This is a genomic window from Methylomonas subterranea (assembly GCF_024505185.1).
Classification (GTDB): Bacteria; Pseudomonadota; Gammaproteobacteria; order Methylococcales; family Methylomonadaceae; genus Methylomonas; species Methylomonas subterranea.
In genome coordinates this window covers 1-15,228 of sequence record NZ_JANIBJ010000057.1, presented here as the reverse complement: position 1 = coordinate 15,228, position 15,228 = coordinate 1, and the positions used below count along the sequence as shown (strand labels likewise).

Sequence of the window (15,228 nt, the reverse complement as noted above, 5' to 3'; positions counted from 1 at the left end):
ACGCGCGCGCTCTTCCGGGGCGTTATCAATTTGATCGAAAGCTTTTACTTCGCCGCCTTGCAGCTCAGCCATTACTTTGGTCAGAGCCGCTGTCAATGTGGTTTTACCATGGTCAACGTGACCAATCGTGCCTACGTTTACGTGCGGTTTTTTTCTTTCAAATTTTTCTTTAGCCATGAGTCAATACCTAATATTTATAAAAAGATTTAAGATACTTTTCTAATTATAGCTTCCGCAATATTTGCAGGTGCTTCGTTATATTTTTCAAACTGCATACTGTATGTTGCCCTTCCTTGAGTTGCCGACCTCAAATCAGTCGCGTAACCGAACATTTCAGCCAAGGGCACTTCGCATTCAACCGCTTTTCCAGCGGGAACATCCGCCATGCCATGAATTACGCCTCTTCGTCGATTGATATCACCGACAACATCACCCATATATTCTTCCGGAGTAACTACTTCGACCTTCATAATGGGTTCCAGCAACACAGGTTTTGCAGCTCCCGCCCCATCCCTAAAGGCAATCGATCCTGCAATTTTGAAAGCCATTTCATTCGAATCAACATCATGATATGACCCATCGAACAAACTAACTTTTACATCTACAACGGGAAAGCCGGCTATTATGCCATTTTCCATTTGTTCTTGTATGCCTTTATCTACCGCTGGCACAAATTCTTTTGGTATAGAGCCACCCACCAGCTGATTTTCGAAGACGTAACCCGACCCCAGTTCTCGGGGTTCAATTCGCAACCAGACATGGCCGTATTGACCGCGCCCCCCTGTTTGCCTGATAAACTTGCCTTCGCATTCAACCACTTCCTTAATGGTTTCGCGATACGCGACTTGCGGCGCACCCACATTCGCAACCACGTTAAATTCCCTTTTCATTCTGTCCACTATAATTTCTAGATGCAGCTCGCCCATCCCGGAAATTATTGTTTGCCCCGACTCACCATCGGTATTAACCCTAAAGGAAGGATCTTCTTGCGCCAATCGCGCCAAGGCACTCCCCATCTTATCCTGATCAGCCTTCGTTTTAGGCTCAACCGCAATTGAAATCACGGGCTCGGGAAAATCCATTTTCTCCAACAGAATGGGCGCATCCATTGCACTAAAAGTGTCGCCCGTCGTTACATCCTTCAAGCCAATAATCGCGGCAATATCTCCCGCTCGCACTTCCTTAACTTCTTCACGACTATTGGCATGCATCTGGACTATACGCCCAACCCGCTCTCTCTTTCCCTTGGCAACATTCAAAACCGCATCCCCAGAGACCAACGCTCCGGAGTAAACCCTTATAAATGTCAAAATCCCTACAAAGGGATCGGATGCAATCTTAAATGCCAAGGCTGAAAAGGGCTGATCGTCACTAGCGAAACGACTACTCTCACTTTCAACTCCGTCAATAAAGCCCCTAATCGCTGGTTTATCGGCGGGCGACGGCAAGTAGTCGATCACACCATCAAGGACACATTGAACACCCTTGTTTTTAAATGCGGATCCACAATAAACGGGCACCAATTCATTCCGTAAAACTTGCGCTCTAATGCCTTTTTTAATTTCTTCATCAGATAAAACACCTTCTTCCAGGTATTTCTCAGTCAACTGCTCAGATCCTTCGGCAGCGACTTCAATCAGCTTTTCTCTGTAGGCCTTCGCTTCGCTCAGCAAATCGGACGGAATTTCCTTTTCAACATGGGAAACGCCCAAATCGGCTTCATTCCAATAAATCGCTTTCAGGCTAATTAAATCGATTACGCCCGCAAAATTCTCTTCAGCACCGACTGGCAACTGCATTGCCACGACAGGCGCACCAAGCCGGGATTTTATTTGCGCAACCACGCGCAAAAAATCCGCCCCGGTCCGATCCATCTTATTGACAAATGCCAGCCTGGGCACATGGTATTTATTGGCTTGACGCCAAACCGCCTCCGACTGAGGCTCGACCCCGCCAACCGCGCAAAACACCGCGCACGCCCCATCCAAAACTCGCAACGAGCGCTCCACCTCAATCGTAAAGTCGACGTGTCCCGGTGTATCAATTATATTGATACGATGCTGACCAAACTGCTTGTCCTTGCCGGACCAAAAGCAGGTTGTAGCGGCCGAGGTAATGGTGATACCCCGCTCCTGCTCCTGCTCCATCCAATCCATTGTTGCCGCACCGTCATGCACCTCACCAATTTTGTGAGAGACCCCGGTATAAAACAAAATGCGTTCAGTTGTCGTAGTCTTACCGGCATCTATGTGCGCCATGATGCCAATATTCCTATAAAGCTCGATCGGCGTTTTCCGTGCCATAGCAACAACCAAAAGTACTATTGCTTACCAGCGATAGTGAGCAAAAGCTTTATTAGCCTCGGCCATCCTATGTGTGTCTTCACGTTTCTTGGCAGCGGCACCACGACCTTCGGCCGCGTCCATCAATTCGCCAGCCAACTTGGAAGCCATGGTTCTTTCGTTGCGCTTTCTAGCCGCATCGATCAACCAACGCATCGACAACGCGACGCGCCGCGCCGGCCGCACTTCAACAGGAACCTGATAAGTTGCACCACCGACCCGGCGAGACTTGACCTCAACGCGAGGCTGAACATTCTCGAGCGCCTTGGCAACCAGTTCCAAAGACTCTTTATTTCCCTTCGCCTCAATCACATCCAGCGCGCCGTATACGATCTTTTCCGCCACGGACTTTTTACCGTCCTGCATTATCATATTCATGAACTTTGACAACATGTCGCTACCGAAACGCGGATCAGGATTAATCACCCGCTTTGCTGCTACTCTTCTTCTAGACATTGATCAGCCCTTATTTTTTAGGTCTTTTGGCGCCGTACTTCGAACGACCGCACTTTCTATCCTTTACACCGGAAGTATCAAGGCTTCCGCGCACCACGTGATAGCGCACACCCGGCAAATCCTTAACACGACCACCACGAATCAGCACCACCGAGTGCTCCTGAAGATTATGCCCCTCTCCACCGATATAACTACTAACCTCGGCGCCATTGGTCAACCGCACCCTGGCAACCTTGCGCAAAGCCGAGTTGGGCTTTTTAGGCGTCGTGGTATAAACACGGGTACAAACCCCCCTTCTTTGAGGGCAGGCTTCCAATGCGGGTACATTGGTTTTTTCAATTTTCTTAGCACGAGGCTTACGGACCAACTGATTGATCGTGGCCATTCTTAACTACTCCGATATGCAATTTGTAACAAACAAAAACCCGCAAACAAGCTCATCGCAGGCCACGGTTGCCAGACCCAAATCTCTTGACTCATGTGAGCAGAGCATAATACCCTTACTTAATCACATGGTCAAGAACTTTTGGCGTTTTTTACTCTATATTCAAAGCTTGTTTCAAAGCCTCTTCCACATCGACCGCTTCGACCGCGGTAATGGCGGAATCGCTTTCGTTCGCGGCCTCGACCGATCTTCTTTTACGTCTTTGCTCGTGATAGGCCAAGCCTGTTCCGGCCGGGATCAATCTTCCCACAATGACATTCTCTTTCAAACCGTTCAGGCTGTCGCTAATTCCCCTAACAGCCGCATCGGTAAGTACGCGAGTTGTCTCTTGGAAAGACGCCGCCGATATGAAAGACTCCGTAGCCAATGAGGCTTTCGTGATACCCAGCAACATAGACTCGTAACTCGCGGGGATTTTGCCTTCTTTTTCGGCTTGATCGTTTACAGCATTCATCAAACTGCGCTCGACCTGTTCACCCTTGACGAAATCAGTCTCGCCGGAAGCGGTAATCTCGACTTTACGCAACATCTGCCGAATGATGGCTTCGATGTGCTTGTCGTTGATCTTGACCCCTTGCAAACGGTAAACGTCCTGAATTTCCTTAACCAGATAGTCCGCCAGCTCCTCAATGCCGCGCAGCCGCAAAATATCGTGCGGCGTCAATTCGCCTTCGGCGATGGTTTCGCCTTTTTCGACGAACTCACCTTCGAATACGGTAATGTGGCGCCATTTAGGAATCAGCGTCTCGTATTGCTCGCCTTCGGCATCGGTGATGATGACGCGCTGCTTACCTTTGGTTTCCTTACCGAACGAAACCATACCGGTTGCTTCGGCCAGGATAGCCGGATCCTTGGTTTTCCGGGCCTCGAACAAGTCGGCGACCCGCGGCAAACCACCGGTAATATCGCGCGTTTTACTAGATTCCTGCGGGATTCTGGCCAAAACGTCACCGACTCTAACCTCGCCGCCATCCTTTACTCCGACGATAGCGCCGGCGGGCAGGAAGTATTGAGCGGGAATGTCTGTACCAGGCAAATTGATCAAGCCGCCGGCCTCGTCGATCAAACGCACCATTGGGCGCAGTTCTTTACCGGCCGAGCTTCGTTGCTTGGGGTCGGTTACGACTCGTGAAGTTAACCCCGTCACCTCATCCGACTGTTCCTGTACGGTTACGCCATCGATAAAATCGTGTAACTGGATAAAGCCATCCACCTCGGTGATGACGGGATGAGTATGCGGATCCCAATTAACAATGATATCCCCGGCTTTAACGGCACTGCCGTCCGCAATCGACAAAACGGAGCCGTACGGGATTTTATAACGCTCTCTTTCCCGTCCGTAATCGTCCATAACGCCAACCTCGCCCGACCGGGAAACGGCAACCAGATTACCCTCCCTGTTTTTGACGGTTTTCATGTTATTCAGTTTGACGGAGCCGGCCGATTTCACCTGAACGTTGCTGACCGCGGCGGACCGGGATGCGGCACCACCGATGTGGAACGTACGCATAGTCAACTGTGTGCCCGGCTCGCCGATAGACTGGGCGGCGACAACGCCCACCGCTTCGCCTATATTGACCAAATGTCCTCGACCCAAATCGCGTCCATAACATTTGGCGCAAACCCCTTGTCGAGATTCGCAGGTGATCACGGAACGGACTATCATTTTATCGATACCGTGTTCTTCCAACACCGACACCAGATTCTCGTCGATCATGGTGCCAGCCGGTATCAACACCTTATCGCTGCCTTGCTCGGTCACATCGATAGCCGCCACGCGGCCCAATACGCGCTCAACCAAAGGCTCAACGACGTCGCCGCCCTCAATGATGGGCATCATGGTCAAACCGTTCTCCGTACCGCAATCGGTTTCGGCGATGACCAAATCCTGCGCCACGTCCACCAAGCGCCGCGTCAAATAACCCGAGTTCGCGGTTTTCAGCGCTGTATCCGCCAAACCCTTGCGGGCGCCGTGAGTGGAAATGAAGTATTGCAGTACGTCCAGACCTTCGCGGAAATTTGCGGTAATCGGTGTCTCGATGATAGATCCGTCAGGCTTGGCCATCAGGCCGCGCATACCCGCTAACTGCCGAATCTGGGCCGCAGACCCCCGTGCGCCCGACTCCGCCATCATAAAAATGGAGTTGAACGATTTTTGCGTCAGGGGCTTTCCGTTCTCGTCTGTCAGCGCATTACCCTTTTCGTCCACAACCACATCTTCGCCCAAGCCTTCCATCATGACCTTGGCAACCTGATCGTTGGCCCGTGACCAAATGTCGACTACCTTGTTGTAGCGCTCACCGTCGGTTACCAGACCGGATGAATATTGGTTCTGGATTTCATTGACCTCGGACTCCGCCGCGCGAATGATATCCGCTTTTTTAGCCGGGATTTCCATGTCTTCGATACCGAAGGAAACCCCCGATCTTGTTGCGTAGCGAAAACCCAGATACATGATTTGGTCCGCCAGTATCACCGTTTCCTTGATACCCAGATAACGGTAGCTGTAGTTGATCAATCTGGAAATATTCTTTTTGGTCATGTCGACATTGACCAACTCATAGGGCATGCCGTCCGGCACTATGTTCCAGATGATGGCCCGGCCCACCGTGGTTTTCTTTCTGCTGGTAATGGATTCGAACGTGCCATCAGCGTTTTTCAACTTTTCGGTAACACGAATTTCGATTCTGCTTTGCAGTTCGACCGCCTTGCAATCCAGCGCTTTCATCATTTCGGCGGAATCGGCAAAGATACTACCCTCGCCCCTGGCGTTCATTTTTTCGCGACTGATGTAATACAGGCCCAAAACGACGTCTTGCGATGGATTGATGACCGGCTCGCCGTTGGCTGGCGATAAAATATTGTTGGTAGCCATCATCAAGGTGCGCGCTTCCAATTGCGCTTCTATGGACAGCGGAATATGCACCGCCATCTGGTCGCCGTCGAAGTCGGCGTTAAACGCGCTACAAACCAAGGGATGCAACTGAATGGCTTTACCTTCGATCAAGGTCGGCTCAAACGCCTGGATTCCCAATCTATGTAGAGTGGGGGCACGGTTCAGCAATACCGGATGTTCGCGTATCACCTCTTCCAGGATGTCCCAGACCTCGGCACCTTCTCGCTCGACCATTTTCTTGGCGGCTTTGATAGTGGTTGCAAGGCCGCGTAGTTGCAATTTACTGAAGATGAATGGCTTGAACAGTTCCAGCGCCATTTTTTTCGGCAAGCCGCACTGATGCAATCTCAGTGCCGGTCCGACCACGATTACCGAACGCCCGGAATAGTCTACCCGTTTGCCCAACAGGTTCTGACGGAATCGTCCCTGCTTGCCCTTGATCATATCCGCCAAGGATTTTAGCGGACGTCTGTTGCTACCGGTGATAGCACGGCCGCGACGACCGTTATCCAGCAACGCGTCAACCGCTTCCTGCAACATGCGTTTTTCGTTACGCACTATGATGTCGGGCGCATTCAAATCCAACAACCGCGTCAGACGGTTGTTCCGGTTGATAACCCGACGATAAAGATCGTTCAAATCCGAGGTTGCAAAACGCCCTCCATCCAAAGGCACTAGCGGGCGCAGCTCGGGCGGCAGCACAGGCAATACCTGCATAATCATCCATTCCGGACGGTTATTGGATGCCAGCAACGAATCGATGACTTTCAGACGCTTGGAAAACTTCTTGATTTTGGTATCCGAACTGGTCGAATTGATCTCTTCCCGCAGGATATTGATTTCTTCCTTCAGATCGATCGATTTCAACAAGTCATAGACGGCTTCGGCACCCATTTTGGCCACGAAGTCATCGCCATGCTCTTCAACCGCATTCAGATACTCTTCGTCCGTCAGCAATTGGCCTCTTTCCAGGGGCGACATGCCGGGATCGGTAACCACGAATGTTTCGAAATACAACACTCGCTCGATAGAGCGTAAGGTCATATCCAGCAGCAAGGCAATCCGGGACGGCAAGGACTTCAAGAACCAGATATGCGCAACCGGACTTGCCAATTCGATATGGCCCATTCTTTCGCGGCGAACCTTGGACAGCGTGACTTCGACGCCGCATTTTTCGCAAATGACGCCTCTGTGTTTCAAGCGCTTGTATTTTCCGCACAAGCACTCGTAATCGCTGATGGGTCCAAAGATTTTGGCGCAGAACAAGCCGTCTCTTTCCGGCTTGAATGTACGGTAGTTGATGGTTTCCGGCTTTTTAACTTCCCCGTACGACCATGAGCGAATCATGTCCGGTGAAGCCAAGCCAATCCGGATAGTGTCAAAATCATCGGTGCGACCCTGACGCTTTAAGAAATTCATTAAATCTTTCAAGAGCTTATCCTCTTTAAATGTTACCCATTATTGCCTGAAACTCAGTTATATCGCTTGGGGGCGAATTATTCCTGCCCCATTTCGATATTAACCGCCAACGAACGTATTTCCTTGATCAATACGTTGAAGGACTCCGGCATACCGGCTTCCATTGTGTGATTACCGTCGACGATGTTTTTATACATTCGGGTCCTACCGGTCACATCATCCGACTTGACCGTCAGCATTTCCTGCAAGGTATAGGCGGCACCATAAGCCTCCAATGCCCAGACCTCCATCTCGCCGAAACGCTGACCGCCAAATTGCGCTTTACCGCCCAGCGGCTGCTGGGTAACCAAACTGTATGGCCCTGTAGAGCGCGCATGCATTTTGTCGTCAACCAAGTGATTCAATTTCAGCATGTACATATAGCCAACCGTGACTTCACGCTCGAACGGCTCCCCCGTCAAGCCGTCATACAACACGGTTTGACCATGCTCGGGTAAATCGGCCAGACGTAACATGGTACGAATATCTTCCTCGGAAGCACCGTCGAATACGGGAGTTGCCATGGGCACACCACCCACCAGATTCAGTGCCAGTTCCAATATTTCCTTATCCGAAAACGACGCCAAGTCTTCATTTCTGCCGCTGCAGTTGTAAATTTTTTCCAGGAACTCCCGAATCTCATGAACCTTGGACTGCATTTCCAGCATTTTGCCGATTTTTATCCCCAAGCCTTTTGCCGCCCATCCCAAGTGCGTTTCCAACACCTGACCAACGTTCATCCGCGAAGGTACGCCCAGCGGATTCAGCAAAATGTCGACCGGATTACCGTCGGCGGTATAGGGCATATCTTCAATCGGCACGATTTGCGAGATAACACCCTTGTTACCGTGCCGGCCCGCCATCTTGTCGCCCGGTTGAATGCGTTTTTTTACCGCCAGATAAACCTTGACCATCTTCAATACACCAGGCGCCAAGTCGTCGCCCATGGTGATTTTTTTCTTTTTGGTCTCGAAGCGCTCGTCAAACTCCTTGCGCTGCTGTTCAATCTGTTCCGATACGGATTCCAACTGCACATTGACATCTTCGTCCTGGGTTCTGATCTTCAACAATTCGGAATGTGTCAAACTATCCAAGTAGGCGACCGAGATTTCCTCGCCCTTTTTCAGACCATTCGGACCTTTTTCGGCCTTTTTACCGGTTAACAGGGTCTTAACACGGGCAAAAATATCGTGCTCGACGATTTTCAACTGATCATCCAGATCCTTGCGGTAGCGCTTGATTTCTGCCTCTTCGATTTCCAACGCGCGCTTGTCCTTTTTAACGCCGTCGCGGGTAAATACCTGCACGTCGATCACGGTCCCCCTGACGTTATTGGGCACGCGTAAGGAGGTATCCTTCACATCGGCGGCCTTCTCGCCGAAAATCGCCCGCAGCAGCTTTTCTTCCGGGGTTAATTGCGTTTCGCCTTTTGGCGTCACCTTACCGACCAGAATATCGCCACCCTTGACTTCGGCACCGACATAAACGATGCCCGACTCATCCAGTTTGGACAGCGCTTCCTCGCTGACATTTGGAATATCGGCGGTAATTTCTTCGGGGCTGTGCTTGGTTTCCCTGGCCACGCAGGTTTTTTCTTCGATATGGATAGTGGTGAAGCGATCCTCCTTCACTACCCGCTCGGACACCAGAATGGAGTCCTCGAAGTTATAGCCATTCCAAGGCATGAATGCGATCAACATGTTCTGACCCAACGCCAATTCACCCAAATCGGTGGAAGGACCGTCGGCCAAAATATCGCCCTTGCTGACTATGTCGCCCAACTTGACCAAGGGCCGTTGGTTGATACAGGTGTTTTGGTTAGAGCGGGTGTATTTGATCAGGTTATAGATATCCACGCCTGGCACGCCCGGGATGGTTTCGTCGTCGTTGGCCCTGACCACGATGCGGCCGGCATCGACGGCTTCAATTGTGCCGCCCCGGGTTGCAACCACCGCCACGCCTGAGTCCTTGGCGACCACGCGCTCCATGCCGGTTCCCACCAATGGTTTTTCGGCGCGCAAGGTCGGCACGGCTTGACGTTGCATGTTGGAACCCATCAAGGCCCGGTTGGCGTCGTCATGCTCAAGGAAGGGAATGATGGAAGCCGCGACGGATACGATCTGTTTCGACGATACGTCCATGTATTGCACGGTATCGGACGAAGCCAGCGTAAATTCGTCCTTGTAGCGGCAAGACACCAGGCCCTCCACCAATTTACCGTTCTCATCGACGGCCACACTGGCCTGCGCGATGACAAACTCGCCTTCCTCGATGGCGGAAATGTAATCCACTTGATCGGTTACCTGTCCGTTGACAACCTTGCGGTAAGGAGTTTCCAGAAAGCCGTACTCGTTGGTACGCGCATAGACGGACAACGAATTGATCAGACCGATATTCGGACCCTCGGGCGTCTCGATCGGACATACCCGGCCATAGTGGGTGGTATGTACGTCACGCACCTCGAACCCAGCCCGTTCGCGCGCCAGGCCGCCGGGTCCCAATGCGGATACACGACGTTTATGGGTAACCTGAGACAAGGGATTGTTTTGGTCCATGAACTGCGACAACTGGCTGGAGCCGAAGAATTCCTTGACCGCGGCGGATACCGGCTTGGCGTTGATGATCTCTTGCGGCATCAGACCTTCCGAGTCGGCCAACGTCAAACGCTCCCTGACCGCGCGCTCTACCCGCACCAAGCCAATGCGGAATTGATTTTCTATCATCTCGCCCACGGAACGCACCCGTCTGTTACCCAGATGGTCGATATCGTCGACAACGCCGTTGCCGTTTCTGATTTTGATCAACTCCTTCAGGACATCAATGATGTCTTCCTTGCTTAGAGTGCCGGTACCTTCGATCTCTTCCCGGCCTAAACGGCGGTTGAATTTCATACGGCCCACGGCCGATAAATCATAACGTTCGTCGGTAAAAAACAGGTTTTCGAACAGATTCTCGGCGGATTCCACGGTAGGTGGTTCGCCCGGACGCATCATGCGGTAGATTTCCACCAAGGCTTCCATACGGTTGGTGGTGGTATCCAGGCGCATGGCATTGGAAATGTAAGGGCCACGATCCAGGTCATTGACGTACAATGTGTTGATTTCACTCACATTCGCATCGATCAATTTTTGCAGCAACGGCTCGGTAATCTCGTCGTTGACATTGGCAATCAATTCGCCGGTCGATTTGTCGATGACGTTATGCCCTAGAATCTTGCCGAAAAGGTAGTCTCTAGGAACTTCGATTTCGGTGACGCCGGCTTTTTCCAATTGGCGAATGTGTTTAGCCGTGATGCGGCGGCCTTCCTCGATCAGGACCGCGCCGTCATGCTTGATGTCGAATACCGCCATTTCACCGCGCAACCTGTCGGGTATGACGTGAAACATGAACTTATCGGCATTCAACGAAAACTTATTGGTCTCGAAGAAAATACTGATCATTTCTTCGTTGTCGTATCCCAAGGCGCGCAACAAAATGGTGGCGGGGATTTTTCGCCGTCTGTCGATACGCACATACACGGCGTCTTTATGATCGAATTCGAAATCCAGCCAAGATCCACGGTAGGGAATTACCCGGGCATTGAACAACAACTTGCCCGATGAATGGGTTTTACCTTTGTCGTGATCGAAAAATACGCCGGGTGAACGGTGTAATTGCGAAACGATAACGCGCTCGGTACCGTTGATGACAAAAGTACCGTTGTCCGTCATCAGGGGCAATTCGCCCATATAGACTTCTTGTTCGCGTATATCCTTGACTACTTTGGTATTGGCTGGTGCGTCCTTGTCATAAATAACCAGTCGCACCAACACTCTGAGCGGGGCGGAATAGGTGGCGCCACGTTGTTGGCACTCTCTTACATCGAAAGCGGGTTCCCCCAAGCGATACTTCACATATTCGAGCACGGCATATCCGGAGTGGCTGACCACTGGAAATACGCTTGAAAATGCGGCGTGCAAGCCTTGATTACGCCTTTTCTCGGGCTGCGTGCCCGATTGCAAGAAACTTGCATACGAATCAATTTGTGTTGCCAAAAGATAGGGAACTTCCAGTACTTCGGAACCTTTCCCAAAATTATTACGGATACGCTTTTTTTCGGTAAAAGAATAGGCCATATTGCTTCTATACCTTCGTCGTCAGAGATTATTTAGTACTGCTTGGTTATACAAGCAGTAAAAGGCCGACGGTAAAATACCGTCAGCCCCGTTTGGTAGGCTTATGCCTGATATGCGGTCAAGATACTTATTTGATCTCGGCGGTTGCGCCTGCAGCTTCAAGTTCTTTTTTGGCGGCTTCCGCTTCTGCTTTGTTAACGCCTTCTTTCAAAGTGGTTGGCGCGCCTTCGACGGCATCTTTAGCTTCTTTCAAGCCCAAGCCGGTCAGACCACGCACCGCTTTAATAACCGCGACTTTGTTTTCGCCGAAACCGGTCAGGATAACGTCGAATTCGGTTTGTTCTTCAACTACTGCTGCAGCTGCTGGTGCCGCAACGGCAACCGCGGCAGCGGCTGAAACGCCGAATTTTTCTTCCATCGCTGAAATCAGATCAACGATTTCCATCACAGTCATGTTTGCAACTGCATCCAGGATGTCTTGTTGTGAAATTGCCATTGTGTATTCCTCTAAAAATTTATGCGTATTAACTAGTTGACGCGAACTTATGCCGCTTCTCTCTCATCTCTAAGCGCAGCCAGTGTGCGAGCCAGTTTTTCAACCGGTGCTTTCATGACCGACATCAGCATGCTGATACCTTGATCGCGCGTTGGCAATTTCGCCAAACGCTCAAGCTCTGAACCGTCAAATGCCTGTCCGCCGATTGCTACAACTTTCGCAATCAGATTTTTATGCGTTTTTGCGAATTCATGAACCAATCGCGCGGCGCAGCCCGGATCTTCCATTGAAAACGCAAGAATGAGAGGACCAACCAGTCCTTCCTGCATGCATTCGAACTCAGTTCCAACGACCGCGCGTTTTGCCAGTGTGTTTTTAACCACTCGCAAATATACGCCCGTTTCTCTCGCGGTTTTCCGCAGCTCGGTAAGCTCGGTAACGGTTAAACCACGATATTCCGCAGCGATTGCGGAATGAGCTTTAGCGGCGAATTCAGCAACTTCCTCTACGACAACTTTTTTGCTATCTAAATTGAGTGCCACATCTACCTCCGGTAGTTCCCTGAAAATAATCAGGAGCTATGAAACGCATCTTACGATGCCCCTACGGTTTCTTTCACCTATTGGTTCCAGCACCCGCCTGCGTAGGATAATTAAGCCTTAGGCACCTACGGTCTTTGACGGTTGCCGAAGTAACGGCAACCCAAAGTTTCTTTTGGAATTTAGACTTCCAGACTGGTCTGATCAATCCACAGGCCAGGACCCATGGTCGAAGACAGTGATATTTTTTTCAGATACACGCCCTTGGCCGCTGTTGGCTTGGCTTTTTTCAAGTCTGAAATCAAAAATTCCAGGTTTTGTTTGATGGCGTTTTCGTCAAACGAGACTTTGCCAATCGAGCAATGAATGATGCCGGACTTGTCGGTGCGGTATCTGACCTGACCGGACTTGGCATTTTTTACCGCGGTTGCCACATCGGGTGTAACCGTGCCGACCTTCGGGTTAGGCATTAAACCTCTTGGACCCAAAATCTGGCCTAATTGCCCGACCACGCGCATGGCATCCGGCGAGGCAATCACGACATCGAAATTCATTTCGCCACGTTTGACTTGTTCGGCCAAGTCATCCATACCTACGATGTCGGCACCGGCTTCTCTGGCGGCATCGGCATTCGGGCCTTGGGTAAACACTGCAACGCGTACGGTTTTGCCCGTACCGTTGGGCAATACCGAAGCACCACGGACGTTTTGATCGGATTTGCGTGGGTCGACACCCAAGTTAACGCTTACATCCAACGATTCGTCAAATTTGCTGTTGGCAAACTCTTTTAACAGGCTTACCGCCTCGGCTACCGAATATTGCTTGCTTCCGGAAACTTTCGCCTTAATGGCTTTTGCTTTTTTGCTGATTTTTGCCATTACACACCCTCCACGTTCAGACCCATACTGCGAGCGCTTCCCGCGATAATACGGATAGCCGCATCCATATCGGCGGCATTCAAATCTTCCATTTTAGTTTTGGCGATTTCTTCCAATTGCGCGCGAGTTATGGTGCCGACCTTGTTCGAGTTCGGCTTGCTGCTACCGCTTTTGATACCAACCGCTTTTTTGAGCAAAATTGAAGCAGGAGGTGTTTTGGTGATAAATGTGAAGCTTTTATCGCTGTAAACCGTAATAACGACGGGCAAAGGCAGACCTTTTTCCACTTCCTGCGTACGGGCGTTAAACGCCTTGCAGAATTCCATGATGTTTACGCCGCGCTGACCCAGCGCCGGACCCACGGGTGGACTTGGATTTGCTTCACCTGCTTTTACTTGCAGTTTGATATAGGAATCAATTTTTTTTGCCATTTTTTACTCCAACACGGGTGCGAACGCTTTTTAAGCTCCCCAACAAACAAAAATCCCCGCCATTGAGAATGACAGGGATCCGAAAATCATATTGTCAAAATATTACGCTTTCTCGACCTGAACAAATTCAAGCTCTACAGGGGTTGAACGACCGAATATCAAAACCGACACTCTGAGCCGGCTTTTCTCGTAATTAACTTCTTCAATGCTGCCATTGAAGTCTTTAAACGGCCCGTCGATAATTCGCACCACTTCGCCCACCTCGAACAAAACTTTTGGCCTAGGCTTATTAACTCCCTCTTCGACTCTATTCAGAATCGCCATCGCTTCCTTGTCGGTGATCGGAGACGGCTTATCGGAAGCGCCGCCGATAAAACCCAGTACGCGCGGAACATTTCTCACCAAATGCCACGTTTCATCATTCAACTCCATTTGAACCAGTACATAGCCAGGGAAAAACTTTCGTTCGCTTTTACGTTGTTGACCCATTTTCATTTCAACAACTTCTTCTGTCGGCACCAATATCTTGCCGAAATACTCTTCCAGACCGTCCCGCTTAATGCGTTCTTCTATAGCCTGCTTAACTTTGTTTTCGTAATTGGAGTAAGCATGTACCACATACCAGCGTAGCGACATCGTTAGCCCCCCTGGCTCATTAGAAGCTGAATAGCCCAAAACAAAAACATATCCAGCAACCAGAGTATTAAGCCAACAATGAAAACCATGGTAAAGACCAGCAACGTTGTGCGTACTGTCTCATCCCGGGTAGGCCAAACCACGCGCTTGACTTCCAACTTAGCCTCATGCATGAACAGCCAAATCGCCCTACCCCTCGCGGTGGTAAAGCATATAGCAATAGCTGCGGATACAATTATTACCAAGCCCAACACTCGGTATAACAACAGCAAGTCAGAGAAGTGATAGAACGCAACCACGCCCAATACAACAAAAATAGGGCATAAGACCAGTTTCACAATGTCAGCTACCGAAGTAACCTGTTCTGCTTGTGCGTTCATTATTTTACTTGGGAAATATTTGGATGATTTTCTGAATGGCAGGCCAGGAGGGACTCGAACCCCCAACTTGCGGTTTTGGAGACCGCTGCTCTACCAATTGAACTACTGACCTATTCAGAAAAAACTACTTAACTGCCTTTCTATTACTCAATAATA

At 50.4% G+C, this 15,228-nt stretch carries 12 protein-coding genes and 1 tRNA gene; all 13 read right to left on the bottom strand.

Annotated features, from left to right (window positions below; all coding sequences use genetic code 11):
- A partial coding sequence (locus NP590_RS19515; RefSeq protein ID WP_256604373.1) for a GTP-binding protein occupies positions 1–177 on the bottom strand: 177 nt, incomplete at its 3' end.
- 29 nt (positions 178–206) lie between these two features.
- Complete coding sequence (gene fusA, locus NP590_RS19510) at positions 207–2,303, bottom strand: elongation factor G (RefSeq protein WP_256604399.1); 2,097 nt, start codon at positions 2,301–2,303, stop codon at positions 207–209.
- Positions 2,304–2,327: 24 nt separating this feature from the next.
- On the bottom strand, positions 2,328–2,798 hold the full coding sequence (gene rpsG, locus NP590_RS19505; RefSeq protein ID WP_256604398.1) for a 30S ribosomal protein S7: 471 nt from the start codon (positions 2,796–2,798) through the stop codon (positions 2,328–2,330).
- A 10-nt stretch (positions 2,799–2,808) separates the two neighbouring features.
- Positions 2,809–3,183, bottom strand: coding sequence for a 30S ribosomal protein S12 (gene rpsL, locus NP590_RS19500; protein ID WP_013820393.1), 375 nt, complete (start codon positions 3,181–3,183; stop codon positions 2,809–2,811).
- A 151-nt stretch (positions 3,184–3,334) separates the two neighbouring features.
- Complete coding sequence (gene rpoC, locus NP590_RS19495; RefSeq protein WP_305888744.1) at positions 3,335–7,570, bottom strand: DNA-directed RNA polymerase subunit beta'; 4,236 nt, start codon at positions 7,568–7,570, stop codon at positions 3,335–3,337.
- A 65-nt stretch (positions 7,571–7,635) separates the two neighbouring features.
- Positions 7,636–11,712 carry a DNA-directed RNA polymerase subunit beta gene (rpoB, locus tag NP590_RS19490; RefSeq protein WP_256604396.1) on the bottom strand — a complete coding sequence of 1,359 codons (4,077 nt, stop codon included), beginning with the start codon at positions 11,710–11,712 and terminating at the stop codon, positions 7,636–7,638.
- 127 nt (positions 11,713–11,839) lie between these two features.
- On the bottom strand, positions 11,840–12,208 hold the full coding sequence (gene rplL / locus NP590_RS19485; RefSeq protein ID WP_256604395.1) for a 50S ribosomal protein L7/L12: 369 nt from the start codon (positions 12,206–12,208) through the stop codon (positions 11,840–11,842).
- 47 nt (positions 12,209–12,255) lie between these two features.
- Entirely contained in the window at positions 12,256–12,750 is a 495-nt protein-coding gene (rplJ, locus tag NP590_RS19480; RefSeq protein WP_256604393.1) for a 50S ribosomal protein L10, read from the bottom strand.
- A gap of 179 nt (positions 12,751–12,929) precedes the next feature.
- Positions 12,930–13,625, bottom strand: a complete 696-nt coding sequence (rplA, locus tag NP590_RS19475) for a 50S ribosomal protein L1 (RefSeq protein ID WP_256604392.1) — start codon at positions 13,623–13,625, stop codon at positions 12,930–12,932.
- Entirely contained in the window at positions 13,625–14,056 is a 432-nt protein-coding gene (gene rplK / locus NP590_RS19470; protein ID WP_256604391.1) for a 50S ribosomal protein L11, read from the bottom strand. Before rplK ends, rplA begins: the two co-directional genes overlap by 1 nt.
- A 102-nt stretch (positions 14,057–14,158) precedes the next feature.
- Positions 14,159–14,692, bottom strand: a complete 534-nt coding sequence (gene nusG, locus NP590_RS19465) for a transcription termination/antitermination protein NusG (RefSeq protein ID WP_256604390.1) — start codon at positions 14,690–14,692, stop codon at positions 14,159–14,161.
- A gap of 2 nt (positions 14,693–14,694) precedes the next feature.
- Positions 14,695–15,072 carry a preprotein translocase subunit SecE gene (gene secE / locus NP590_RS19460; protein ID WP_256604389.1) on the bottom strand — a complete coding sequence of 126 codons (378 nt, stop codon included), beginning with the start codon at positions 15,070–15,072 and terminating at the stop codon, positions 14,695–14,697.
- 36 nt (positions 15,073–15,108) lie between these two features.
- Positions 15,109–15,184: transfer RNA gene (locus tag NP590_RS19455), tRNA-Trp, on the bottom strand.
- Positions 15,185–15,228: the final 44 nt, after the last annotated feature.

What these genes read in the sequence shown, in the direction of transcription:
- secE (WP_256604389.1), bottom strand. Translation starts at nt 15,072, where the DNA reads ATGAACGCACAAGCAGAACAGGTTACTTCGGTAGCTGACATTGTGAAA.
- rplA (WP_256604392.1), bottom strand. Translation starts at nt 13,625, where the DNA reads ATGGCAAAAATCAGCAAAAAAGCAAAAGCCATTAAGGCGAAAGTTTCC.
- nusG (WP_256604390.1), bottom strand. Translation starts at nt 14,692, where the DNA reads ATGTCGCTACGCTGGTATGTGGTACATGCTTACTCCAATTACGAAAAC.
- rplL (WP_256604395.1), bottom strand. Translation starts at nt 12,208, where the DNA reads ATGGCAATTTCACAACAAGACATCCTGGATGCAGTTGCAAACATGACT.
- rpsG (WP_256604398.1), bottom strand. Translation starts at nt 2,798, where the DNA reads ATGTCTAGAAGAAGAGTAGCAGCAAAGCGGGTGATTAATCCTGATCCG.
- fusA (WP_256604399.1), bottom strand. Translation starts at nt 2,303, where the DNA reads ATGGCACGGAAAACGCCGATCGAGCTTTATAGGAATATTGGCATCATG.
- rplK (WP_256604391.1), bottom strand. Translation starts at nt 14,056, where the DNA reads ATGGCAAAAAAAATTGATTCCTATATCAAACTGCAAGTAAAAGCAGGT.
- rpoB (WP_256604396.1), bottom strand. Translation starts at nt 11,712, where the DNA reads ATGGCCTATTCTTTTACCGAAAAAAAGCGTATCCGTAATAATTTTGGG.
- rpsL (WP_013820393.1), bottom strand. Translation starts at nt 3,183, where the DNA reads ATGGCCACGATCAATCAGTTGGTCCGTAAGCCTCGTGCTAAGAAAATT.